Genomic DNA, 25,852 nt, shown 5'->3' with positions numbered 1-25,852 from the left:
CTCACTTAAAGTTCTTTAAAAAGCTCTTTCTATGAAAGGGGGTCACACCGTATTTTCTTATACCGTCATAATGTAAATCCGTGCCATATCCCATGTTTGTGTTAAAGCCATAGTGAGGATACGCCTCATGAATCGTCTGCATTAATGCATCTCTTGTGACTTTAGCAACAATAGAAGCCGCTGCTATAGAAGCACTTTTCTCATCACCCTTAATGATATTTAATTGCTTAATGGGTATATCGTCAAGTTTTAAGGCATCGATTAGCAAATATTCTGGTGCCACAGACTTTTTTAAAGCCTCAACAGCTCTCTTCATAGCGAGTTTGGTGGCATTTAAGATATTGATTTCATCAATTTCATCATGTGAAGCCATTCCAATCCCATAGCCAACTGCATTTTGAATGATCTTGGCGTGAAATTGGGCTCTCTTTTCAGCCGTGAGTTTTTTAGAATCATCGATGCCAAAATAATCGGTCTCATCATCTAAAATAACCGCTGCAGCAACCACAGGACCAATGAGTGGCCCTCTGCCCACTTCATCTATTCCCGCAATCCACTTAAAACCTTTTCGCTTCAATTCGTTTTCGTAACGGTACATCATTAACATTCTTTCACACTCTTGTTCATGCACTTTTTTACGTTTGACGAGTTGTGAGCACAGCGTTTGAACAGCTTTACGCGCGTCTGAACTCAAATACGCTATAATGGCGTCGTATTCATCAAACCCGCATTCAGCAACAGATGCTTTGATCTCTTTTATCGATTTTTCAGAACTGAGCACTTCAAAAAAAATTTTTTCCATAAGATTACACGCCACTACCGATCGTATCACCTGGCACTTCAAGTGAAATCTGACCAATTGTGCCTTTTCTAAATTCATCAAGTACTATTTTCGCTACTTTTTCATAATCAATTTCATTTTTTTTAAGCAGACAGCCTCTTTTGCGGCCTATAAATTCCATAATTGCCACAGGCTCAATTTCATCTTCAAATTTATAACGTAATCTAAGCAGTTCTGGATATTGTTTCATAAGCATTTGAATGAGGTGAAACGCAATATCTTCAATGTTTAAAATTTGATCTTTAATAGCACCTGAACACGCAAGTTTAATGCCTTGCATATCTTCTTCGATCTTAGGCCACAAAATGCCTGGTGTATCGAACAATTCAATTTCTTTATTGATCCGAATCCATTGCTTCCCTCTGGTGACACCTGGCTTATTGCCTGTAGCCGCGGCACTTTTTCCCGCCAATTTATTGATAAGCGATGACTTGCCCACATTGGGGATCCCGATGATCATCACGCGAATAGGTCTTACCAGTCTCCCTTGATTTAAGGCTTTATCCACTTGGGGTTTACACTCGATTTTTATTTCGTTAACAAGTTGGGTCACACCTTGTCCGTTAAGGGAATCGATAGGAATCGCTTTAATCCCATGCTTTGCAAAGTATTCAATCCAAAGTCTTGTCTTCTGTGGATCTGCTAAATCCGCTTTATTCAGTGCGATGACGCGTTTTTTATTTTTTAAAAGCGCATCAAATTGCGGATTTCTACTGCTAATTGGGATTCTAGCATCCATCAATTCAATTGCAACATCTATAAGCTTAAGATTATTTTGAATCAAATCTTTTGTTTTTTTCATGTGCCCTGGGTACCAATTTATACTCATTAATATTCCTTTCGTAGTCCATTTTAAAGCGTTGCTCAACTTTCAACTTTTGGCACTTTAACCATCGTTTTTTTCAGCAATAAAAATCACATCAATACTATTATATCATATAGAGTTAGAGTGTCAAAAACCAGTTTCGCACGAACGCTCTATCCAGTTGCAATTGAAAAAAGAAACCCATCAGGTGGATTTCTTCTCATTTACTACGCTCTACGCACTTTTTTCTCTTTAACTTTAGCAGATTTACCCACTCTATCTCTTAAGTAGTTAAGTCTAGCTCTTCTTACTCTACCTTCTCTTACAACTTCGATTTTTTCAATCTTAGGTGAATGTAATGGTAAAGTTTTTTCAACACCACAGCCATAAGAAATTTTTCTTACTGTGAAAGTTTCCGCAATGCCGCCGCCTTGTCTTTTCATAACAATGCCTTCGAAAATTTGGATTCTTTCTCTCTTACCTTCAACGACACGCAAGTGAACTTTTACAGTATCTCCTACGTTAAAAGGCGTGATGTTTTCTTTTAATTGCTCGTTTCCAAGTGTTCTAAGAATATTCTGATTCATTTTTATTTCTCCCTTTCTCTCTAGACGTTCTTAAAAGCATGATCTTACAGAGGACCGTCCGATATACATAACAAGATGTATTATACCACTATAACCGTCTTTTTTCAACTCTTTTTTTCTTCTTAATAAAATTGTCTTTTAACGCTTGCTTTTGGGCATCTGTTAAAAGTTCCGGTCTTCTTTCAGCTGTTAATTTTACAGATTCTCTATAACGCCATTTCTCGATTTCAGCATGGTTTCCCGAAAGGAGTACACTCGGCACTTCATCCCCATCAACGGATTGTGGCCTTGTGTAATGTGGATATTCCAAAAGACCATTTGAGAAGCTCTCTTCTTCGGCTGAGCCTTCATTGTTTAATACCCCGTTCACCATACGACTAACACTATCTATGATCACCATAGCTGCAAGTTCGCCTCCAGTGAGCACATAATCCCCTATGGAAATCTCTTCATCCACATATCGGTCGATGAACCTTTGGTCCACACCTTCATAATGGCCACAAACCAGTATTAATTCATCATATTTTGCCAGAGAGACCACTTTTTCATGTGTTAAAGTTTGACCTTTAGGCGTCAGATAGATCACACTGCTATTGGGCATCTTCGGTTTTGAATTAAGCGCATCTCTGAGCGGTTCCACTTTCATCACCATACCTGCACCACCACCGAAGGGCGCGTCATCGACCTTGTGGTGTTTATCTTTTGAAAAGGACCTTATGTCATCGCATGACACTTCAATATGCTGATTTGAAAGCGCTCTTCCAAGTATGCTCGTACCCGTGACCGCATCAAACATTTCTGGAAATAAGGTCAATATTCGAAATTTCATTCTATCAGTCCTTCTATTATATGAACAATAATCTCGCGTTTATCAAGATCAACACGCTTCACAAAATCATCTACCACAGGCAGATAAAAACGGTTTCCATTGGGTTGCTTAATCACATAAAGGTCCTGTGCCGTATTTTGAAGCACATCTTCTAGGATCCCCACTTCTGTGCGCTGCTCATCGAGGATTGCACACCCAATGAGGTCTACGATATAGTGACCTTCACCATCATCCTTTGCATCTTCTCTATAAATATAGATATTCTTTTCTTTAAAGCGCGTGATCTCATTGATATCATTAAATGCTTTAAACTTTAGAAGGACCATATTTTTGTGAACTCTTGAAGATTCCACCTCAAATTTCTTTTCACCTTCACCTTCAATGAGTAAGTAATCAAATTCTTCAAATTTATTTAAATCATCTGTATAGGGATAAATTCTAACTTCACCTTTTATCCCGTGTGAGTTCACAATTTTACCCATATTGAACGTCGCCTTCATATGTGCCTCCGCATTTAATATAATCATTATTTGGCAAAAAATTAAAGCTATTTCTAGTGAGATCACGTTGAAATAGCTTTACGTATAAATTATTGAATGATCTCAACAACCACGCGTTTATTCTCTTTTGTAGCTGCTGCTTTTACCACAGTTCTGATCGCTTTAGCAATTCTACCTTGCTTGCCAATCACTTTACCCATGTCATCTGCCGCAACTTTTAATTCGATTATAATAGACTGTGATCCTTCAATTTCTCTAACTTCTACGCTTTCTGGATTATCAACTAGTGAAGTTGCAATAACTTTTACTAATTCGCCCATTTAATCACCTCTTCTAACCTTCTCAGATTAAGGACTCTTCAAAATTCAAATTACTTAGCGTCATAAACTCCGTGTTTTTTGAAAAGTGCTTTTACTGTATCAGTAGGTTGAGCACCAGTGCCTAACCATTTGTTTGCTTTTTCAACATCAAGTTTAACTTGCTCACCTTCTGCAACTAACGGATTAAAGTATCCTATTTGCTCGATGAATTTACCATCTCTTGGTGCTCTTGAATCAGCGACAACAACTCTATAGAAAGGTTTCTTTTTAGAGCCCATTCTTGTCAATCTAATTTTAACTGCCATGTATTTCACCTCCTCATTGATTTCTTATAAATGAAGCATTCAGCATGCTTATTTAGCGCATTAAAATCATTAGTTTTCGTCCAGCTTAGAGGCAGGAGTGTTCAGCCTGCTCTAAGCGATTAGACGAGAACGGGTCAGACAAAACAAAGTTTTGACGGACAATGATTTAAAATAATTTTACATGAACGGGAACTTAAAGCCCCCACCACCTTTTTTCATTTTCTTTTCCATCTGTCCAAACTGTTTCATCATCTTCTTAGATTGCTCAAACTGCTTTAAAAGCTTGTTGACTTCAAAGACTTCCATGCCACAGCCCTTCGCAATTCGCTTTTTTCGACTTGCATTGATGATATCCGGATTTTGTCTTTCTAGAGGGGTCATAGATTGAATAATTGCCTTTGTTCTGATCAGGTCTTTATCATCTACTTCAAGGCCCTTCATCGCCTTATTATTCATCCCAGGAAGCATGCCTAAAATATCACTTAAAGGACCCATGTTTTGAAGCTGTTCCAATTGATCTAAAAAATCCTCAAGATCAAAAGTCATATTTTTCATTTTGCTTTCAAGTTTCTTGGCCTTTGCTTCATCAAAATTTTCTTGAGCTTTTTCAATCAGTGATAGCATATCACCCATGCCCAAGATTCTACTGGCCATTCTATCCGGATAAAACTCTTCTAAATCTGTAAGTTTTTCTCCCATGCCCACAAATTTAATGGGTTTTCCAGTCACTGAGCGTACCGAAAGTGCGGCACCGCCTCTTGTATCACCATCGAGTTTCGTTAAAATAACCCCGTTGATTTCAAGTTGTGCATTGAAATGTTCTGCAACATTTACGGCATCTTGACCAGTCATTGCGTCTAACACCAGTAAAATTTCTGTGGGTTCAACCGTTGCTTTGACATCAATGAGCTCTCCCATAAGCGCTTCATCAATATGAAGTCTACCCGCTGTATCTAGAATCACAACATCGTTGTTATATTTTTTAGCATGTTCAACACCTGCTTTTGCAATATCAACAGGACTTACTTTATCGCCCATTGAAAATACGGGCAAATCTAATTTTTCGCCAACCACTTGCAACTGTTTTATCGCAGCAGGTCTATATATATCACAAGCCACAAGCAAAGGTCTCTTGCCTGCTTTTTTAAGTAAATGTCCTAATTTGCCACAAGTTGTTGTCTTACCAGCACCTTGTAACCCCGCCATCATGAGAATCGTTGGCGGCTTTGATGAAAACTCAATTTTACTTTGCGTTTTTCCCATTAAATTCGTCAATTCTTCATTGACAATCTTAATGACTTGTTGTCCTGGTGTCAAACTTTGTAAAACGGATTCACCAATGGCTCTTTCGGTAACTGTTGCAACGAAGTCTTTTACAACCTTATAGTTAACGTCAGCTTCAAGGAGCGCCAGCTTAACTTCTCTCATGGCTTCTTTTACATCTTTTTCATTCAGCTTGCCTTTGCCACGTAAGTTACTAAAGGCATTTTGCAATCTATCTGCTAAACTTTCAAATACCAATGCGCCCTCCTATAAGTGCTCACACCTATTCCACCTGCTTTGTTGCAATTCGTGCTATTTGATCGATATGTTTCTCATTGTGATCTTCTTTAAAAGCCTCAACAAGTTTCAAGATCTCGTTAAAATCATTTTGTCTGGATACAAATCGCTCATAAAGACCCAGTTGAGCTTCTAATTTCTCCAGAGCCTTATCTGTTCTTTTTATGGTATCATGCACCGCTTGCCTACTGATCGAAAGATTCTCAGAAATTTCTCCTAGAGACAAATCCATATTACAATAAAGATCCATGGTCTCATTTTGCTTATCCGTTAACATTTTGCCATAAAAATCATACAAATCTACTAGACGAAGCTTCTTCTCAAACATTGCTACCTCACAAATTATAAAACAAATACAGATGAGTGTCAAGCATTTTTACTTTACAATCAAAAATATTTTAATTTAATAGCGCCTCTACGAAATCATGTGCATCAAATCTTTGCAAATCCTCAATGCCTTCTCCTACGCCGATGAGTTTTACAGGGATATTCAGTTCAGCATTAATGGCAAGAACAACCCCACCTTTAGCAGTTCCATCGAGTTTGGTTAAAACGATTCCAGATATTTCTGCGGCTTCATTAAACACTTTTGCTTGTTGAATGGCATTTTGTCCAGTGGTTGCATCGAGCACAAGAAGCACTTCTTTTTTCGCTTCTGGGTACTCTCTCTCAATCACTCTAAAGACTTTGGAGAGTTCATTCATCAAATTGACTTTGTTGTGAAGTCTACCCGCTGTATCGCAGATCAAAACATCTACTTGCCGTGCTTTAGCTGCCTGTACAGCATCAAATATAACAGCTGCGGGGTCAGAACCTTCGGATTGATGAATTACACCGACGCCCACTCGATCGCCCCAGATCATCAACTGGTCTATCGCAGCCGCTCTAAATGTGTCACCAGCTGCGATAAGGACTTTCTTACCCTCTGATTTAAGCGCATGCGCAATCTTCCCTATAGAAGTGGTCTTCCCTACGCCATTGACACCGATCACCATGATAATCGTCGGTTCATCCCCTACTGAAAAGGGCACATTGTTATTCTCATTTAAAATCATTTCCACAACATCTTTGAAAACGACTTTAATTTCACTTGAATCTTTGATTTTTCTGACTTTAAGCTCTGCTCTTAGCCTTTCTATGAGCTTCATAGATGTGCTCATGCCAACATCTGCCATGATCAAAATTTCCTCTAGCTCATCGAACAACTCGTCATCAATTTCTCCATAATTATTGAAAAGATCATCAATCTTATCTGTGATGCCTTTTCTCGTTTTGTCTAAACCCTCTTTCAATTTAGAAAAAAAAGATAATGCCATATTGCCTCCTATAAATTCTCATTTCAATCTTTTTAATTGTATTTGCCTTCAACATCTTCAAGTTTCACACTGAGCACTTTAGATATACCGTATTCTTCCATTGTCACGCCATAGAGCGTATCCGCAACCTCCATTGTGCCTTTTCGATGTGTAATGACCACAAATTGAGAATGCACTGCATACACTTTGATAAAATCAGCAAATCTGTAGACATTGACATCATCAAGTGCCGCCTCAATCTCATCCAAAATACAAAATGGCGTCGGCTTGGTTTTTAAAATCGCAAAGAGTAACGCAATAGCTGTAAGCGCCTTTTCTCCACCAGACAAAAGATTTATGCTTTGAAGTTTTTTACCCGGAGGTTGCGCGATGATGTCAATATCACAATTTAAAATATCATCATAATCCGATAAAACGAGTTCCGCATCGCCACCGCTAAAAAGGTCTTTAAAAGTCCCCTTAAAGTGTTCATTGATTATTTCAAAGTGTTCCTTGAAAAGGATAATCATGCGCTTCTCTAAATCCAGTATAATCTTATCTAGGTTTTCAATACTCTCAATAAGATCTTTACTTTGATCTGTTAAAAACGTATAGCGTTCTGCCACCTCTTCATACTCTTTAATTGCATTGACATTCACAATACCAATCAACTTAAGCTCTTGCTTCAGCAGTTTCATTTCACCCTTTTGCGCTGGAACAACCTCTGCCATCATGGCTTCACCAATTGTTATTTCATATTTATCCCAAAGTTCTGTTATAATGGTCTCTTTTTCAACTTCAAGTTTTGCCTTTTTGACTTCGAGTTTATGCGTCTCTTCTTTTATGTTGTTGGACAATTCAATAATGGCTGAAATTTGCGATTGATGCTCTTTAACTTCACCAGAGAGTTTGTATTTCTGTTTATTTTTAGATTCAATCGCTTGAGCAAGCGATTCAATTTCATTGCTTATCATCTCAATATTCTTTTGAATATCATCCACTTGCGCATAAAACACTTCTTTATGTGTCTGTTGGCTCACGAGATTTTCCTGACGCGCAATTTTTTTCTGCTGGATTGTCTTCAGGTCATCGCTAGCTCTAGCCAATTCTCGATCTTTGAATTCCACCAACTGCTCTGTGGAAATGCGCTTTATTTTCAATGTTGTGATTTGCTCATTTAACGCCTCAATTTTATGTTCAAGATCACTGAGTGTTTCAATGACACCCGACAGCTTCGCTTCCAACGCGCCTACGCGTGTGGTGGCAGATTTAATCTTAATTTCATTCTGCACAATCACAGCTTCCGTTTCTTCAAATTCGTTCTTTAAAACATTCAAATCTCTTTGAAGTTTCAGAAGGGTTTCAGAAAGAGACTGAATCACGCCCTGTTGATTTTCTTTAGCATTTTCAAGTTTAATATGGGACATTTTCAACTGATCAATTTCTTGACGATTTGTTTTTAACTTCTCCTCTAAATCTTGAATTAGCCCTTCAAGTGCATCCAGTTCTCGTTCCAATTTGATCTGTTCACTTTCGCCATCCAGAATCAAAGTTTCAAGTTCACCAATGCGTCTCTTCCTACCCAAAATATTAGAAATTCTTGATTTAAAGCTCCCTCCTGTAATGGTTCCAGAAGGAATTAGAACATCCCCATTTAACGTAACCACTTTATACTTTATATTTTTGATTTTAATCATATCACTTGCGGTTTCAAAAGTATCAACAATCATGATTCTGCCGAGCAAATATTCCACAAGCACTTTATATTTTTCATCATAACCGAGCAAATCACTTGCGACGCCAATGAATCCCTTCTCTTTTTTAGCCAATTTAAGGACTTCGTTTTGTTCCCCTTTATCCCCCAGATTATCAAGCGGTAAGAAAGTAACACGCCCTAAATTATGCTTTCTAAGATAATCTATAGAACGTTTGGCATCCGTAACGTGATCGCACACAATATGCTGCACAGACTTTCCAAGTGAAACCTCAATAGCGGTCTCATATTTTTTAGGAACATCGATAAGCGTTGCAACAATGCCATGAATCCCTGACTTATCTGGTAAATTCAACAAAATGTCCTTAACGCCTTTGTCATAGCCATCATATTCTCTCTCAAGCGTATCCAAGACCTTTTTCTCCGCTAAAGCATCTGAAACTTTCTTGCTCACTTGTTCAAATTGTTTTCGCTTAGATTGAGACTGTTCTCTAAAAGTCTGAATAGCCTTAAGATTTTCGGCAAGTTGATGATTTAGCGTTTGCTGATTTAGCTTTAAAGCCTCCAATTGCTGATCATAATCCGCATGAAAAACGTCTGCTTCAATCTTCTGAGCGCTCAATCTTTCTATTTCCTCGTTAGCAAAGTCTATTTTTTCAAGAAGTGAACGCTTAAACCGATTTAAGTTCTCATTTTCATTTTTTTTGATTTCAATATCATTGAGACATCCAATCACCTCTTGACGTTCATGCTCGTTAGAAGTTTTGATATTGCCAAGAGAGCCCATTTCAATTTCCAGTGCCTCATTTAACTGCTCAACTTGCGCATCAAAAGACTCTAATTCTTGAAGGATCAAAAGTTTTTCACTTTGAATAATGTCAATTTGGGATTGTATCGTTTCAAACGCATTGTCAATCTCTTTGAGTTCATCGTCAATGCGTTTGATATTAGAATCCGTATTGTTGATTTTCTCTTCGATCAACTCTTTTTCGCCAAGTGTTCGACTTTTTTGATTTTGTAAATTATGGAAAGTCTCTTCGTTTAAACGCATTTCACGGTTAAGTCTGTAGAGTGCTTGATCTTTTTGATTATAGGCTTCTTTGATGGCATCCGTATTCATATCATTTGCCTGTAATTTATCCGTGTTGCCTCTAATATCATTGATCGTCTCTATTAAAATTTTTTCACAATCTCCGTAACGATCTGCAAAATAATTGAGTTCTATATTTTTTAGAGTTTCTGTGACTTCAAGAAACCTTGTTGCACGCTCGCTTTCCAGTTTTAAAGGCTCCACGCGATCTTCAATTTCAGATAGAATATCTTGAATTCTAACCAAGTTTTCATGCGTTGCTTTGAGCTTACGCTCAGCTTCTTCTTTTCTCGATTTGTACTTGATGATGCCAGCAGCTTCTTCAAACAACATTCTGCGTTCATCTTTATTACTACTCAAAATCTCATCAATACGCCCTTGTCCAATGATTGAGTAGCCTTCTCTGCCAATGCCAGTATCCATAAAAAGCTCTTTGATATCCTTAAGGCGACAAGGCATCCCATTGATTTGATATTCACTCTCTCCGGAACGATGTACGCGCCTAGTCACTGAGATTTCACTATATTCAAGCGAAAAAAAGTAATCACTATTATCAAATATGAGTTTCACTTCAGCGAGTCCTAATGATTTCCGATGTTTTGTGCCATTAAAAATGACATCTTCCATTTTCGAACCACGCAGCGTTTTGATCCGTTGTTCTCCAAGGACCCAACGCACAGCATCTGTGATATTGCTCTTACCACTGCCGTTTGGCCCTACAACACAGGTTACGCCTTCTTTAAACTCGACAATTGTTTTCTCTGCAAAGGATTTAAATCCCCTCATTTCAATACGTTTTAAATACACAATTTCACCCCAACCATTACTTCATTATGGATATTATTTGACGCTCATTTAACTTAAAAGTATTCAATTCAATTTGATCTGACTGAATAATCACCACTTTTTTTAAACTTTCACACCGCTTTAAATTGCGTTTAGCATGCCCCAAGATATGTGTCACTTGTTTAGGGTTCACTTGTATCTCAAGTGCTTGAACGTCAACTGCCTCTTGTTCTTTTATCCAATGTGATTTCAGCGCTTCAAAAAAAAGCTGGTCATATACCAATTCCTTTAATGCAGGATGGAATGGTCCTGCCACCACTTCCCTGCCCTCATCAATAAGATCTGTCCTTTGAAGTCCCAATCTTATGACCTTGATTTGAGCTGCTTCATACCGCTTCACAGCCATTGCCATGGCTATGATCGTATCTTCTAGAGTCGCTGGTTTATAATGCTGGGTCAAATAGAGCTGTTCAAGTTCTGTATTTTTTATCACCAGAACTGGGTAAAGTCTTATACAATCTGCTTTAAGCCGAATGCTCTCTTCAACAGAAAAAAAGAACTTTTCAAAATCGTCTCTTGGAAGACCATACATCAATTGAATTCCAAGTTCAAATCCATAGTCCTTGATCAAAGTTACCGCTTTATAGATCGCCTCCGTGTTATGACCTCTTTTACTGACGAGGAGAACACTTTCGTCAAAAGATTGAACGCCAAGCTCTATTGTTGTAACACCATACTTTTTCAGACGACTCAAAATTTCAGCGTTTATATAATCAGGTCGCGTCGACAGTCTAATTCTGTGAACACGACCATTTTCTTTATACCGATATGCAATCTTTAAATACGCCTCTTGAATCTGGGGTTCAATTCCCGTAAAACTCCCGCCAAAAAAAGCGATTTCAATAACATCTGCTTTTATAGTTTCCAAATAGCACTCAATTTGATTTGCAATGCCCAAATCGGTAGGCGCAACCTCTACACCTGTAATCTGCCTTTGATTACAAAAAACACAATCATTTGGGCACCCCATATGAGATACAAAGATAGGGATGATGGCATGTTTATGACGCATCACTTGCCAACTTTTTTAAACCCTCTTTTGCTGCTTCCTGTTCCGATTCCTTTTTACTACGACCATTGCCAACACCGATGATCTGATCGTTTAATTTAACGTGTGTGTAAAATAATTTAGAGTGGTCCGGGCCCTCTTCTTTAAAGATTTCATATTTGATACGATTGCCTTTTTTGATCTGAATAACTTCTTGTAATCTCGTCTTGTAATCCACAAACATTTTACCCTGTACAGCTTCTGAAATAATGGGTTCCATATGTTCAAGAACAAAAGTTCTAACCACATCTACGCCACCATCTAAATAGAGCGCTGCAACAAGAGCCTCAAAGGCATCTGATAATATCGAGGTCCGCTCCCTACCGCCGGTGAGTTCTTCACCTCTACCAAACATCATGAATGTTCCAATTTCCAGTAATCTTGCCGCTTCACCAAGGGAAGCCTCACACACAATGCGCGCTCTTACTTTAGTAAGCTGACCTTCCGCTAAATTGGGGAAATGACTGTACAGATACTCACTAATCACAAGTCCCAATACTGAATCTCCTAAAAACTCAAGTCTTTCATTGTTTTTAATGCGTTCTTTTTTGTTTTCATTCGCATAAGAAGAATGCGTTATTGCTCTTCTTAAATAAGCAATATCCTTAAACTCATATCTAATCTGTTTTTCTAAATCTTTTATGCTTGCCATCGTCTCACCTTTCCTCGAAAGGGCATTTAAATATACTATGACAAAGTCTGCTCATATGGTGATAATATATTTAAATAACCTTTTAGTATTACATGCCTCCAATCATTTTATAATTTTAAACCACAAAGTTCAATATGTGTAGCGAAACTAATATATTAAAATTAAAAGACGCTGGCCTTTTCAAACCCGCGTCCTCTGCATATTTCAACTCATTCGCATTCACAATTCTAACTTTCAATTTCCACAGACGTTTCAAATGCTGGCATCGTCTTAATCTTTTCTGTTATTTCTGCAACCAGATTGGATTCAACGCCAATGTAGGCATATTTTATAGCATTCATAAAAGCTTTCGCATTGGATGAGCCATGCGCTTTAACGACGAGTCCATTAACACCCAAAAGTGGCGCCCCTCCATATTCAGTATAGTCCAGTTGTTTTTTAAAAGCACCTAAATTGCCCTTTAAGAGTAAGCCACCAATTTTACCAATCGTATTTTTCATGATCTGATTTTTCAGCTCTTTTACAATGGAAAGTGCGACGCCTTCTGTCAGTTTGAGTATAATATTACCAGTGAATCCATCTGCTACAATAACATCTACCATACCAGAAGGCACATCTCTCCCTTCGACATTGCCGACGAAGTTCAAATCCGTTTCTTTGAGCATCTGATGTGTCTCAATGTATAAAGGCGTGCCTTTCGTCTCTTCTGCGCCAATATTAACCAGAGCGACTTTAGGGTTTTGGATCCCGATTACACGCTCCGCATACAAACTCCCCATATAAGCAAATTCAACTAGATTTCTAGATTTACACTCTGCATTTGCACCCGCATCGACTAAGACAGAAGCACCAGACATCGTCGGATAGATGGTGCAGAGCGCAGGTCTACTGATCCCCTTTATTCTCCCAACTTTCAGCAGGCTTCCCGCAAGTAAAGCGCCTGTGTTTCCAGCAGAAACAAAGGCATCAACTTCACCTTTTCTAAGTGCTTTCATGCCGACAACCATAGAAGAATCACTCTTTGTTTTAATCGCTTTCACAGGTTTGTCATCATTTTCAATCACTTCTGTTGTGCCTACAACTGAAATGCGTTCTTTATCATATTTATACTGCTGAAGTTCTTTATTGATCTTCAGTTCATCGCCAAAAAGAACGATCTCCCCTTGGATTAAAGACAAAGCATCAACAGCACCTTTTACGGTTTCTGTAGGTGCATGGTCTCCACCCATAGCGTCAAATCCGATTTTCATATGTCACCTCGTTTAACGAATTACTTCTATGTTTCACTTCGTGAAAGCACTGTCTTCGCTGCTTAAAAACATGGATATTTTTTGACCTGCGGTCAAAACCACTTCGCTCACCGTGATTTTCACTTCGTGAAAACACTGTCTTCGCTACATTAATTTAAAAAAGCAATAGGATAATCCTATTGCTCAGTTGAAAGATTAAGCTTGTTTCGCATCTCTTCCGTGATAATATCCACATTCTGCACATTCTCTATGTGGTACGTTAGCCGCTTTACATTTTGGACATTCCACAATGTTTGGAGCAGTCATTTTAATGTTACTCGCTCTACGCTTGTCTCTTCTTGCTTTAGATATCTTACGCTTAGGTACTGCCATATCTTAACACCTCCTTAATCTAAGTGAATAAATTCTTTAGTGCTTCTAGTCTTGGATCAATTTTTTCGTCATTACACGTACAGTTTCCAGTGTTCAGATCAGTTCCACACTTGGGACAAATCCCATTACAACCTTTATCACAAAGAATCTGCGGCGGTAAATTCAACAATATATCTTCCTCTAAAATTGGGATCAAGTCAATAGCACCACTTTCTATAACGGCGAATCGATCATCCTCGTCTTCAGAAAATTGTTCCACTAACGCTCGTGTCACACAACTTGAGAGGTTCAATTTGACTTCAGCTAAACATCTATGACACTCAAATGAAATTATACCCTTATAATCGAAGGTAAGCATCAATCTCTTCTCAATTGTTTTGACGTCACCCGTCATAGAAAACTTCGAAGCCTCAATGGCATTGATTTCCTTTAAAAACTCATCTGTCAATGTCAAATCAAACTGAAAATCAGCGACTGATTTGAGTCCGTTTATTACCTTGGATAAATCAAGGTTCATACTATCACCTCTTTAATGCAACATTAATATTATAATTATTACGAAGAGGTTTGTCAAGTAAAACTACTTAACTAATTCTAAAGTATCTCTAGCGATCATCAACTCTTCATTTGTAGGGACCACCATGATCTTAACTTTTGAATCATCTGTACTAATTGTCGCTTCTTTACCTCTTACTTTATTTTTAGCAGAATCCAGAACAGCGCCCATAAACTCAAGGTTTTGGCAAATTGCTTCACGACTCTCAATGCCGTTTTCACCTAAACCTGCAGTAAATACGATTGCATCAACGCCACCTAATACAGCTGCATATGCTGCAATGTATTTTCTGACATTGATATGGTAGACATCAAGTGCTAAAATTGCTCTTTCATTTCCTGCTTTAGCGGCATCTTCGATATCTCTAAAGTCACTTGATACCCCAGAAATACCTAAAACACCAGATTTTTTATTCATAATATTATTCATATCATCCAAAGTAAGATTTTCTTTACCCATGATATAGGTTACAATTTGAGGATCAATATCGCCACATCGAGTGCCCATTACAAGGCCTTCAAGTGGTGTAAATCCCATTGAAGTATCCACTGATTTTCCACCATCGATCGCCGCAAGAGACGCACCATTTCCAAGATGGCAAGTGATAATTTTTGTATCTTCAATAGATTTGCCAAGGATTTCTGCAGTTCTTTGAGATACGTATTTGTGACTTGTACCGTGAAAACCATATCTTCTCACATGATCTCTTTCATAGTACTCATAAGGCAAGGCATAAACATATGAACTCTTAGGCATCGTTTGATGGAAGGCAGTATCAAAAACGCCTACATTAGGAACGCCAGGAAGCAATTCTTGCATAGCGCTAACCCCCATGATATTTGGAGGATTATGAAGTGGTGCAAGCTCAATACATTCTTCAAGCGCTGCCATAACAGCATCTGTAATGATAACAGAACCACTGAATTTTTCGCCTGCATGAACAACTCTGTGACCAATCGCATTGATTTCATCAAGTGATTTGATAGCACCATATTCAGCATGCGTAATCGCATCTAGTACATGCCCTAATGCTTCTTTATGATCTTTCATAGGCACTTCAATTTTTTCTTTATTGCCCGTAGGACCTTCATGCGTCAATTTCGCACCTTCGATACCAATTCTCTCTACAAGACCTTTTGCAAGAACACTTTCATCTTTCATGTCAAACAATTGATACTTTAAAGACGAACTTCCGCAGTTAATGACTAATACATTCATTATAAATTGCCTCCCTTTGATATATAAAGATTCTTTTTTAAATCTTAGTGATTTTGGTCATTCATTTATATTATAATGTAATTAATCTAATTTTCAACCCTAATGGAGGATATTGATGAAAATAATTGCCATAATCGCAGAGTACAATCCTTTTCACAACGGGCACTTGTATCAATTACAAAAATCAGTACAAGAAACAGATGCAGATGGCATAATTGCCATCATGAGCGGGAACTTCGTTCAAAGGGGTCACCCTGCCTTTTGGGATAAGTGGACCCGTACAGAGTTGGCACTTGCCGCTGGCGTGAACCTCATCATAGAGCTGCCCGTTTTTTTCGCTACCGCAAGTGCTGAACAGTTTGCTTATGGTGCAATAAAACTCTTGAACGATACAAATAGTGTAAGCCATTTGTGCTTCGGATCCGAAAATATGGATAAATATGCATTCGACCAAATTGCAAGTCTTCTTGCAAACGAACCCGAATCTTTTAAACTTGCATTAAATAACGCGCTTTCTCAAGGACTTTCATTTCCAAATGCACGTGAAATTGCATTAAAAAAAAGCTTAAACATAGACCATATGCCCAACACCTCAAATAGCATTCTTGCCCTAGAATATTTCAAAGCGCTTAAAATACTGGACAGCCCAATACTTCCGCACCTGATTAAACGGGTCGGTTCAGGGTATAACGATGAAGAACTCAGCACTGATTTTTCAAGTGCAACAGCGATTAGAAATGCCTACTTCAAGGCTCATAAAAATAGAGAAACCTTCTCTTTTGACGGTTTGTTGCCTAAACCATGCAGTGATTTTATCAGCCAAGCCAAGCCCACCCCGCTTTCAATTGAAGATTTTCAAGATATTTTGCTCTATAAACTGAGAAGCGCTTCCACAACAGAACTCTCAAAGTTCAGAGAAGTCACAGAGGGACTCGAATATAAACTCAAAACGCTCTCCCTGAAAGCCAGAACTTACGATGAATTGATATATGGTTTAAAATCTAAACGCTATACCACCACAAAACTTTCGAGAATGCTTAACAATATCCTTCTCAATATCACAAAAGATTTTTCAGGTGCAGCACATTTAAATTACTTAAGAGTTCTCGGATTCGACCAGACGGGTCAGAAAATCTTAAAATTAATCAAATCCAATTCGGATCTCAATCTAATTACCAATTTAAATCACATTTCAAATACGCTTAAAGACAATCCGCTGTTGACTATGGACTGTCTCGCCACTGATATCTACGCACTGGGTTACGAAAATTTAAAGCTTAGACAAGGTGCAAAAGATCTCACAAATGCACTCATTATGAGGAGGCCCTAAATGAAAAAAGTCTTAGACAAAGGTTATGTTATTTTAGTAGACACAATGGGAAGTGACTTAAGTGTCGTCAACTCTGCACGTGTTAGTTTTAACAAAGCAACCGAAACACTACGTGATGAAGATCAGAAACTGATTCGCTATCTTGCCAAAAATGATCATACGAGTCCGTTTAGGCACGCCACTATGCAATTTGAAATCTATGCGCCTCTAATGGTGGCGCGTCAATGGTGGAAATACATTATTGGTTCTTCACATCAAGATCCTTTTGCCGCATGGAACGAATCCAGCAGAAGATATGTGACAGAAGCCATTGAATTTTACATTCCAGAAGAAACTGCATGGCGCAGTAAACCTGAAAATATGAAACAAGGCAGCGGCAATAATCTCGGCATGCTCATCGGCAAAGAAGCTTCTCAAAAATTGTTAAGTCAAATTGAGGAAGGCATGAAAAATTATGACTGGGCTATTGAAAATGGCATCGCTACTGAACAAGCTAGACTCTTTATTCCCAGTGCTTATGGCCTAATGGTAAGATGGTATTGGACTGCAAGCCTCCAAGGGGTGGCACATTTCCTAAACCAAAGAACCGACGCTCACGCGCAATTCGAGATCAGAGCATATGCGGAAGCGGTTAAAGGCTATGCATTGGACAAGTTTCCAATTGCAATTGAAGCTTTACTCGAAAATACAAAATAGTTCAAAACGCGCTATCCAGTAAATCATTGGATAGCGCGTTTTTATTTTTTTTGCATCTTACCACATACAAATTATCACATACAGATCAAAACTCTGCTCATTCACCTTGATTACAGTCTATAAAGTCTACACTGATTTCGACCACCTAATTTTCCTTCATAAAGCGCTTTATCTGCATTTGCGATCACAGCATCAAGCGTAATCCCTTCACTATAAGCACAGAGGCCGATTGTTATTGTAACTGGTGAATGAATACTAATATTATATTTTGAAGCAATGGATTCTCTTATTACATTAGCTATTCGCAATACTCTGACAGGATCTGAACCATAGAAGACCATCATAAACTCTTCTCCACCCCATCTCCCTACAAATCCACTATCGCCAATAGCTTTACTCAACCGTTCAGAGAGGTCTTGTAAAATAACATCGCCTTTATCATGCCCATAGGTATCATTGACAATCTTAAATTTATCAATATCCGCAATTGCGACAAAAAAATCTTGTTCACTTTGAACCAACGCTTCAATTTTTTGAAACATAAATCGCCGATTTGGCAATTTTGTCAGGTAATCTGTCTTTGACATCAAATCCATTTCTGCAAGTGCTTCTCTCAAATCTCTAGTTCTATTCTCAACAATATTTTCAAGATTGGCATTGACATGTTTCATTTCTAAAAAAAGCGCTTCCTTTTCACTCGATAATTTCTCAACACTTGCAAATGCTTTTGAAAATTTAGCGGAAAGCGTATAAGCTTGAGTCATAATAAACACCGTCATCCCTATCGGAATCATCGAAGCACGGTTTGATAATGTTATTTCATAAATAAAATCGTTCAAAAAAGTCAAGACGATACAGATAAAACTCACTAAAACCCATCCTGTAAAAGCAGTCCCCTTTTTAACACCAATAATCAGTCTGAAAATGGCATAACCCATGAGGCTAAAGCCTATAACGGCATAGGGGATAATCCATAAATCGATATACATAAAAGGCGCTAAAAAAGCAATTACAAGTGATAGAATCGTTAAATAAAGGCTTCCCTTTAAGTACCCTCTTGGAAAAAGCTCATTAAAAGTAAAATACAAAAATGCAAACAGCGCACCAACGCCTATAAAAACAGTGGCATATGCCATTCTTGAATAGATCGTGAAGTCAAAGGCAACTGTTGACGGCAATATTCTCTCGCCCACAATCAGCAGTCGAAGTCCAAACGTTAAGCAAAAAACGCCAAAATAAAAAGGACCGCGATCTTTTTTGCGAATCACATAGAGCCCAATGTGATAAAGCCCCATTGTCAGCAACATGCCAAAGAGAAACAAATCTCGCCCAATACCAATCTTAGATTCCCTTACAATCTGATCCGCCAACCCAATTTGAGGTGCCGTTATTGCACAATCTTCAAAGTAAAAATCAGACGTATGATACAGAAGCTCAACTCGGTTCTGTTCTGGCTGAAAATAGCTATTCAAAATCTTGTATGAAGGTTGCGACGTTGCTTTATTAGTCCCAACTTGTCCAACACTGCCCATAAAATTGTCATTAATATAGAGTTCATAGGCACTGAGCACAATATCACTTTTCAATCCATAAATTTGTTGATTTTTAGGAAGATCAATAACAAGTCTCATTGTCCCGTAAAATTGATTTTCATCAAATGGCTTTACTTGATTCATTGTATTTTTATTACTTGGCAATAAAACATATTGAGCCTTAGGCATATGTGCCTTATCCAAGTCAGGCTCTAGGAAATCATCAAAATAAAATGCCCACTCCCCACTTAAAGAAACCATCCCATCTTCTTCAAATGACCACTCTCTTAAATCGAGATACCCCTTCACAGGAACAGGAGTCTCCATTTTATGATCCGCATTCAGATAATAAGCCAATATTAGAATCGCTATAAAAGCCAGTACCAATAAAAAATGTTTTTGCTTCATTTGATCGTTTCCTTATTTATTTTAGTCGAGCGCCATCAAGAATGTAAAAAGGTTTTAAAATAGGCAAATCTTTATCTTCATTAAAATCGTTTGGACAGTAACCATTAGAAACATATCGCTTAGACAGAAGACCTAGTGCCATAAAGGTCTCTGCCACTAATTGGCTACAAAAAGCCATATTATCGGGCATGGGTTCATTATAATGCCTACCCTCAAGATAATATTTAAAGAGCTCCTTATCATTCGGAAATTTTTTGTCATGAGCTTCATAAATAAAAGCTTTTAACTGTTCAAGTTCAACAACATTCAAAGTTCGATTTATGTATTTCACTTTGAAATGTGTATCATAACGATTTGAAATATCTACATTTAACCGTTCTTCTAAAGAAATGAGCATTACACCACCCTCTTTTGGCGCTTTGTTGATGACATCTTCAATCCCATCTCCTGAAGAAGTCGCTTCTAAAATCAAGGGTTCTTTACCTGTCAAACCAATGTCTTCTGGGATAATCACCATACCCACATGTGACCAGTAAGACCATTCAATAATTTCAATGAGCTTGCTAGAGGGTTCTTCACCATGGAACAACATTAAATCTCCTGTTTTTAAACTGCCTTTAATGTCCGAATACGATATTTCTCTTACCATTTTAATATCCTCCCTTAAATTTTTTTTATAGCAGAACATGAATATTCATCACGATCTTATCTCTTTTGAATCTTCTTGACATTGAGCGAAGGTTATATTGCCAACATTATAAGGGTTGATTTTACCGCTTCAAATTCAGGATTAACACAGGTCACCTCATCATAAAGTGAAGGTTCTATTGCCTCTGCTGAAAAAATAATAACCAAAGTGTTCATCAAGATATAATCATAAGCCACATAGGCAGATAAATCTGGTTCAACAAAAGGCATCCAACTGATTTTCTTAATATACACTTGAAAATCTAAACTATAGAGCTCCGATTCCAATAAATATTGATCATATATTCTTTTGATTTCATATTCGGGTCTTGGTATATAGTGACTTTCATAGAGTTCTCTATGGAGCAATTGTCCCATGACAGGTCCTACACTGTTCGCAAGTATTTCTACCATTGAAACTTGTGTTTCATGAAGTCGCTGTTTTGTTTTGGTTATAACTAAAACGCCCATGGGTTCTTCAATAAACTGATTGATATAAATCGGCGCAATGATAAAACAATTGATCCCTGAATGCAAATTTAATAATGCATCCCCATAGGCTTTTTTTATCTCATTTATAGTGTAATGAATCTGAATCTCACTCGGTATCTGCCGCTTGATCAACGCCATCAATTGAGCCGTATTGGTTTCCAACAACTCACCAACATAGCCCCTGATTTGCTCTTGTTCGCCATGAAAAGTGACCAGCATGCCAGATTCAATGCCAAAGGTTAAACTCATTGTCGTCAAAATCATGTCTGAGAGCTCATCCATCGATTCAGCCGAATTCATATTTTTAATAATTCGATTTGTATTTTTTAAAACACTAAGTTGTAACCTTAATTGTTCTTTTTGTTCTGTAATGACTTCAAACTGACTTGCATTTGTAATTGCAATGTACATGATGGAAGCTATATCCTTAATACGCTCTAGCAAACCCGTATCATAGCGTCTATCCGTCATCGGTTTTCCTATCGTCACAAATCCTAAGATGCGATCTTTTACCAACAACACCACGTACTCCGCAGCTAGAAGCTCGAATTTTGAAGCCTCAACAAAAATTTCTGAAAGTTTATCTTTATCTTGATCATACTGAAATACCACTTGATTCTCAAAAGGCATCTCATCTTTGAGCTTAAAGACATCATCGTGTTTATAACTGCTCAAAAGATTTTCATAGGATTGAATCTTTATCGTGTCCTCAACCGGATCATAAATGCCTATACTGGTTATCGAACTCGTTGTAATTTCACGAATAACATCAACACTTAATTGCAGTATATTTTTAACATCCAATTCTGAAAGCAACATCCTCATCGATTGAGACATCGAATTTAAATTAAATATACGTTTATCGATTTCTTGCTTCAACTTCGCTCTTTCTAAGTATCGAGAGGCTTTCTCCAGAGACAAATTCATAAGATAATTAAATCGCGTTATGAACTCAAATCCCAGCGCAGCACCCACCGATCCATCTGTACTTATAATAAAGCCATACAACTGGTCATCAATAATGAGTGGCATGACTTTTGAAACCGAAGCATTATCTAACATACTTTCATCAAAATATCGAGTTTGCACTGCTCTATCGACGAGCAAAAATCCATTTCTAACGGCAAAATCGTCATGCTTATGATTTTTATAAATTACAGGCAACTGAATTAAGTAGCCCTGTTTAAATTTTACGGTGAATTGAGAACCCGCCTCATCATAAGTGTAAATTGCAGAAGCCTCTGGCTTTTCTAACGCGTTAAAAATACTAAATCCATATTCTACAATTTGTTCAATATGAAGGTTTTGCGAAAAAAAATCTATACTACTCAGTAGAGATTCATAATCATTTTTAGTGCCATCAATCATAAGACCTCCCTATTTGTAAAGATGGTTTTCAAACTCAGTCCACAAGATGAATGCGATTATCTTTGACATAAAACGAACAATTCATAGTCTCAACAATTTGTCTTTGAAGTGTTTTCAGCTCCATCATTGTTTTGGGATAAATGGTTTGATGAATTTTGATTTCGCCTTCTCCCCGTGTTCTGAGAATATCTTCAAGTTTTTCTGCCTTTCTTGACAAGAAATCAAGATCATCTAATAACGTCTGATAGTTTTGAACCAAAGCCTCATAAGTATTTTTGGCTCTATCCTCAAGACGATCCATATTGGTTTCAAATATCTCAAGTTTTCGCTTCATCCTATTGGCTGAAGAAAGTAAATCTTGAAACTTTAGCTTCATGGCATCAAGTTCCACTTTAATATCAATGCGTTCAAAACCCTCCACATTTACAATCGTTTGCCTTTCTTGAATATTGCCAATAGACCCAGATACAATTTTATGTTTGGCATGTATTTCACCACCGACGATTTTACCCTTTTTAGGATCCACAAAAACCTTTGACGCTTTTAGATAACTGTCAAATGCATACAATCCCACATGAATTTCATTTTCAGCTTCTAAATAGCCTTCATTTACAAATTTAACAAATATAGAATTTTTTGCAAATATTTTACCTTCATTTCTAGCATTGACGCCCCCTTGTATCGTTACAGAGCCATGTGTTGAAATAATCTTGCCAACCGCACCAACGCCAGTTTTGCCCTTAATATCTATATCTCCGGTGGCCTCTACAATAAACTTATCCTGAACAGTTCCAGTAATCGTTACACTGCCATCAAATCTAATATTACCCGTTTCATAATCCACATCACCCGAAATAATCAGATGATTTTCAACTTTAATCTTTTCACCATCAAAATTGACAGCACCATTTTGCTTTGCTCGCAAAACAAATTTATCTTTTTCAAATTTTTCTTCAACTGTTTTTCGGTCATATTTTAAATTGTAATCACGTCCAAAGCGCGCTGGAATTTTATTGCCTCTGACCGTTAAACCGTCAATGCCTGCTTTTGGGAGAGTTTTTTCACCAAGCCATTCCCCTTTATTAATATTATTGATCAGGTTGAGCTCATAATGATCCGTGACACCATTCTCGCTTATTTTAGGCTGTTTAGCGTTCGTTTTATAATAAGCATATTTTGAATCCTCTCCAGAAACAGGTGCAACACCTTTTGCAACCTCGACTTTCCGGCTATTTGAAAGTTCACCTTGAAGGTAATCATATTGAATCCCCTTACTTACACCTTGGGCTTTTAAGAGTTCTAAAATCTCGCTCACAATGCGCTCTTTACAAGATTCGAGTTCAGAGGACGGTATATTGAGTTTTACAAATGCAGTCATTTCATCTTGTGAAACTTCAATTTCTACACGTGATTTTAAAACCCCAATCAGAGTACTCGTGCTACTTTTGGATTTTAGAGCATTTTGCAAATCTGTAAAAGAGGTCACTTTGACCTGAGGCAACTGCTTTAAGGCATCATTAAACTGATATACCGTAATCCCATTTGCGATTACCTGTATATACACCTGTTCATTTTTTTCAAATAATATAAATTCATTTGATTTGTAGATAACATTCACCCCAAAACACCTCTCTTCTATCAATCTATACTGATACAATTATATCACAATTGAAATTAAGTTATGAATTTTTTAACACTATTTGTTGTCTTTTTTTAACAAATATTTAATAATCCACTTTAAAATCTATTTACGATTGAAAGCTTTGCTTTCTAAAAAGGATTTCATATGATCTCGTGTTTCATGCGCGATTTTTTCCGAAATAGATTCCGTCCACGATTCGCTTTTCTTGCCGTGAGTGCGCTCGATATAATAAGCTCTTATGCGCTCATCATAAGCATCCATTACGGATTCATCTGCGTCTTTATAAACTTCTTCATGAAAAACAACTTTTTTGGGCAATCTTTCCTTTGGGCCAGGAGCATGGTCTGGGAAACCTAAACACATCCCAAAAACCGGATAAACCTCATCTGGCAATTTTAACAGTTCAGAAATGCGCTTAGGATTATTTCGAATCCCTCCGATAAAAACGCCCCCCAGTCCCAGAGATTCTGCGGCAATAATTGTATTTTCAGCTGCAAGAGCAGCGTCCACAGTGGCAACTATAAACGTTTCCGCATAGCCACTTTCATATGGCACACCCTGTTTTTTACAAGCTAAACTCAAGCGATGCAAATCCGCACAAAACACTAAAAACGTAGGTGCACTTACAATGTATTTTTGATCTCCTGATAAACGCGCAATCTCACTTCGAACAGCCATATCGCCAATTGAAATAATGCTATATGCTTGTAAAAAGCTAGAAGTCGAGGCCATTTGTGCTGCATCAATTATAGCTTCAATAAAAGCTTTTGGGATTGGATCCTCTTTAAATTTTCTTATAGACTGATGTGATTTAAGTAACTTTAATGTTTCATTCATGATTCACTCTCCTTTACAAAAAAACCTCACTGAGCCGCTCAGGAGGTTTCAATCTTATTTATACGCTTCAAGTTCATTCACATTTTCTTTAATGGTTGCAAGAATTTTTTCCATGTTGTATTCCACTTTTTTCATAATTTCCTCAGCATAATCGTAAGAGCCCACTCGGATATCTTCAGCTTTACCCTCAGCATCTTTGATAATATCACGAGCCCTTTTTTCAGCTAATCTGACGATTTCATGTTCATTGATAAGTTCTCTCATCCTAGAATCAGCTGCCATCAGCATTTCTCTCTCTTTATTTTTTGCAAGCTCTAAAATTCTGAGCTCTTCCCTTTGGGCAGTGCTCAGAATTTCTTCAGCCAGCTTATTGGCTTCCTCCATAATTTGATTTTTTTGAGACTTAATCCATCTGACATGTTGATATTCATCTGGCAACATCACATTGATATCTTTTATAATATTAAGCAAATCATCACGATCAACCAAAATTTTACCAGTCAAAGGCACAGTTGGATAACTCTCCAATTTATCTTCAAACTCTTCAAGTAATTCCAACACTCGCAATTCCAATTTCTCTTTGCTCATTTCTTAGCCTCCTATTTTTTTGAATATCGCATTTTTTACTTCTTCAGTTACAAAATCAGAAATATCCCCACCAAAACTTGCAACCTCTTTTACGATACTTGAGCTCAAATACATATAATCCGTTCGGGTCATAATAAATACAGTCTCTATCTCTTTACATAATTTTTGATTTACACTTGCCATCTGAAACTCAGCTTCAAAATCTGAAATCGCCCTTAAACCTTTAACCAAAATTCTAGCCTCTTTAAGCTTCAAATAATCAATTAGCAATCCCATATGCTTATCCACTGAAACATTGGATAAATGGGACGTGGTTTTTTCAAGAAGAGCTATCCGCTCATCTGGTGAAAACATTGGTGCTTTACTTTGATTGAACATTACGGTGACAATTACATGGTCAAATAATTTGCTTGCGCGTTCTATAATATCCAAATGCCCTTTGGTAACTGGATCAAAACTTCCTGGATAAACTGCGATTTTCACG

Annotated in this window: 26 protein-coding genes; 2 read left to right on the top strand and 24 right to left on the bottom strand. The window is 37.6% G+C overall.

Features of this window, described 5'->3' with window-relative positions:
- Position 1: 1 nt before the first annotated feature.
- The 17 genes from F3D3_RS16585 to F3D3_RS16505 form a co-directional block, all read right to left on the bottom strand.
- Positions 2 to 802 carry a ribonuclease HII gene (locus F3D3_RS16585; protein ID WP_069875568.1) on the bottom strand — a complete coding sequence of 267 codons (801 nt, stop codon included), beginning with the start codon at positions 800 to 802 and terminating at the stop codon, positions 2 to 4.
- A 4-nt stretch (positions 803 to 806) separates the two neighbouring features.
- Positions 807 to 1,670 carry a ribosome biogenesis GTPase YlqF gene (gene ylqF / locus F3D3_RS16580; protein WP_069875567.1) on the bottom strand — a complete coding sequence of 288 codons (864 nt, stop codon included), beginning with the start codon at positions 1,668 to 1,670 and terminating at the stop codon, positions 807 to 809.
- Between the two features lie 203 nt (positions 1,671 to 1,873).
- Positions 1,874 to 2,233, bottom strand: coding sequence for a 50S ribosomal protein L19 (rplS, locus tag F3D3_RS16575; RefSeq protein ID WP_069875566.1), 360 nt, complete (start codon positions 2,231 to 2,233; stop codon positions 1,874 to 1,876).
- Positions 2,234 to 2,321: 88 nt separating this feature from the next.
- The gene (trmD, locus tag F3D3_RS16570) at positions 2,322 to 3,062 is read right to left on the bottom strand and encodes a tRNA (guanosine(37)-N1)-methyltransferase TrmD (protein WP_069875565.1); all 741 of its coding nucleotides are present in this window, start codon (positions 3,060 to 3,062) and stop codon (positions 2,322 to 2,324) included.
- Positions 3,059 to 3,562, bottom strand: coding sequence for a ribosome maturation factor RimM (gene rimM, locus F3D3_RS16565; RefSeq protein ID WP_069875564.1), 504 nt, complete (start codon positions 3,560 to 3,562; stop codon positions 3,059 to 3,061). The genes trmD and rimM overlap by 4 nt, the downstream gene beginning before the upstream one ends.
- Before the next feature lie 89 nt (positions 3,563 to 3,651).
- Positions 3,652 to 3,882: a KH domain-containing protein gene (locus tag F3D3_RS16560; RefSeq protein WP_069875563.1), complete on the bottom strand. Its 231-nt coding sequence runs from the start codon at positions 3,880 to 3,882 to the stop codon at positions 3,652 to 3,654.
- Between the two features lie 50 nt (positions 3,883 to 3,932).
- Positions 3,933 to 4,187 (bottom strand): 30S ribosomal protein S16, encoded by a 255-nt coding sequence (gene rpsP, locus F3D3_RS16555; RefSeq protein WP_069875562.1) that lies wholly within the window; start codon positions 4,185 to 4,187, stop codon positions 3,933 to 3,935.
- A gap of 177 nt (positions 4,188 to 4,364) precedes the next feature.
- The gene (gene ffh / locus F3D3_RS16550; RefSeq protein ID WP_069875561.1) at positions 4,365 to 5,708 is read right to left on the bottom strand and encodes a signal recognition particle protein; all 1,344 of its coding nucleotides are present in this window, start codon (positions 5,706 to 5,708) and stop codon (positions 4,365 to 4,367) included.
- A gap of 25 nt (positions 5,709 to 5,733) precedes the next feature.
- A complete protein-coding gene (ylxM, locus tag F3D3_RS16545) occupies positions 5,734 to 6,075 on the bottom strand; it encodes a YlxM family DNA-binding protein (RefSeq protein WP_069875560.1) in 342 nt (113 codons plus the stop codon).
- A 70-nt stretch (positions 6,076 to 6,145) separates the two neighbouring features.
- Positions 6,146 to 7,063, bottom strand: a complete 918-nt coding sequence (ftsY, locus tag F3D3_RS16540; protein ID WP_069875559.1) for a signal recognition particle-docking protein FtsY — start codon at positions 7,061 to 7,063, stop codon at positions 6,146 to 6,148.
- 32 nt (positions 7,064 to 7,095) lie between these two features.
- Positions 7,096 to 10,632 (bottom strand): chromosome segregation protein SMC, encoded by a 3,537-nt coding sequence (smc, locus tag F3D3_RS16535; protein ID WP_175438411.1) that lies wholly within the window; start codon positions 10,630 to 10,632, stop codon positions 7,096 to 7,098.
- Positions 10,633 to 10,669: 37 nt separating this feature from the next.
- Positions 10,670 to 11,704, bottom strand: coding sequence for an elongator complex protein 3 (locus tag F3D3_RS16530; RefSeq protein WP_069875557.1), 1,035 nt, complete (start codon positions 11,702 to 11,704; stop codon positions 10,670 to 10,672).
- The gene (rnc, locus tag F3D3_RS16525) at positions 11,694 to 12,392 is read right to left on the bottom strand and encodes a ribonuclease III (RefSeq protein WP_069875556.1); all 699 of its coding nucleotides are present in this window, start codon (positions 12,390 to 12,392) and stop codon (positions 11,694 to 11,696) included. Before rnc ends, F3D3_RS16530 begins: the two co-directional genes overlap by 11 nt.
- A gap of 227 nt (positions 12,393 to 12,619) precedes the next feature.
- A complete protein-coding gene (gene plsX, locus F3D3_RS16520; RefSeq protein WP_069875555.1) occupies positions 12,620 to 13,642 on the bottom strand; it encodes a phosphate acyltransferase PlsX in 1,023 nt (340 codons plus the stop codon).
- A 195-nt stretch (positions 13,643 to 13,837) separates the two neighbouring features.
- Positions 13,838 to 14,014, bottom strand: coding sequence for a 50S ribosomal protein L32 (gene rpmF / locus F3D3_RS16515; RefSeq protein WP_069875554.1), 177 nt, complete (start codon positions 14,012 to 14,014; stop codon positions 13,838 to 13,840).
- 19 nt (positions 14,015 to 14,033) lie between these two features.
- On the bottom strand, positions 14,034 to 14,531 hold the full coding sequence (locus F3D3_RS16510) for a DUF177 domain-containing protein (protein ID WP_069875553.1): 498 nt from the start codon (positions 14,529 to 14,531) through the stop codon (positions 14,034 to 14,036).
- 63 nt (positions 14,532 to 14,594) lie between these two features.
- Complete coding sequence (locus tag F3D3_RS16505; protein ID WP_069875552.1) at positions 14,595 to 15,788, bottom strand: acetate/propionate family kinase; 1,194 nt, start codon at positions 15,786 to 15,788, stop codon at positions 14,595 to 14,597.
- A gap of 115 nt (positions 15,789 to 15,903) precedes the next feature.
- On the opposite strand from F3D3_RS16505, the gene F3D3_RS16500 reads away from it, so the two are divergent.
- Both F3D3_RS16500 and thyX read left to right on the top strand, forming a co-directional pair.
- Positions 15,904 to 17,118 carry a nucleotidyltransferase gene (locus tag F3D3_RS16500; protein WP_069875551.1) on the top strand — a complete coding sequence of 405 codons (1,215 nt, stop codon included), beginning with the start codon at positions 15,904 to 15,906 and terminating at the stop codon, positions 17,116 to 17,118.
- Positions 17,119 to 17,814, top strand: a complete 696-nt coding sequence (gene thyX / locus F3D3_RS16495) for an FAD-dependent thymidylate synthase (protein ID WP_069875550.1) — start codon at positions 17,119 to 17,121, stop codon at positions 17,812 to 17,814. It begins immediately after the preceding gene.
- 110 nt (positions 17,815 to 17,924) lie between these two features.
- On the opposite strand, the gene F3D3_RS16490 is transcribed toward thyX, so the two are convergent.
- The 7 genes from F3D3_RS16490 to coaD all read right to left on the bottom strand — a co-directional run bounded on the left by F3D3_RS16490 (position 17,925) and on the right by coaD (position 25,851).
- Positions 17,925 to 19,754, bottom strand: coding sequence for a diguanylate cyclase (locus F3D3_RS16490; protein ID WP_069875549.1), 1,830 nt, complete (start codon positions 19,752 to 19,754; stop codon positions 17,925 to 17,927).
- A 16-nt stretch (positions 19,755 to 19,770) separates the two neighbouring features.
- Positions 19,771 to 20,403 (bottom strand): hypothetical protein, encoded by a 633-nt coding sequence (locus F3D3_RS16485; RefSeq protein WP_069875548.1) that lies wholly within the window; start codon positions 20,401 to 20,403, stop codon positions 19,771 to 19,773.
- Positions 20,404 to 20,495: 92 nt separating this feature from the next.
- Positions 20,496 to 22,301 carry a GAF domain-containing protein gene (locus tag F3D3_RS16480; RefSeq protein ID WP_069875547.1) on the bottom strand — a complete coding sequence of 602 codons (1,806 nt, stop codon included), beginning with the start codon at positions 22,299 to 22,301 and terminating at the stop codon, positions 20,496 to 20,498.
- Between the two features lie 34 nt (positions 22,302 to 22,335).
- Positions 22,336 to 23,919 (bottom strand): DUF342 domain-containing protein, encoded by a 1,584-nt coding sequence (locus F3D3_RS16475; protein WP_069875546.1) that lies wholly within the window; start codon positions 23,917 to 23,919, stop codon positions 22,336 to 22,338.
- Between the two features lie 126 nt (positions 23,920 to 24,045).
- Positions 24,046 to 24,780 carry an oxygen-insensitive NADPH nitroreductase gene (gene nfsA, locus F3D3_RS16470; protein ID WP_069875545.1) on the bottom strand — a complete coding sequence of 245 codons (735 nt, stop codon included), beginning with the start codon at positions 24,778 to 24,780 and terminating at the stop codon, positions 24,046 to 24,048.
- Positions 24,781 to 24,834: 54 nt separating this feature from the next.
- Complete coding sequence (locus tag F3D3_RS16465) at positions 24,835 to 25,368, bottom strand: hypothetical protein (protein ID WP_069875544.1); 534 nt, start codon at positions 25,366 to 25,368, stop codon at positions 24,835 to 24,837.
- 3 nt (positions 25,369 to 25,371) lie between these two features.
- The gene (coaD, locus tag F3D3_RS16460; protein ID WP_069875543.1) at positions 25,372 to 25,851 is read right to left on the bottom strand and encodes a pantetheine-phosphate adenylyltransferase; all 480 of its coding nucleotides are present in this window, start codon (positions 25,849 to 25,851) and stop codon (positions 25,372 to 25,374) included.
- Position 25,852: the final 1 nt, after the last annotated feature.

Source organism: Fusibacter sp. 3D3 (genome assembly GCF_001748365.1).
Classification (GTDB): Bacteria; Bacillota; Clostridia; order Peptostreptococcales; family Acidaminobacteraceae; genus Fusibacter_A.
This window is presented reverse-complemented; position numbering and strand designations above follow the sequence as displayed.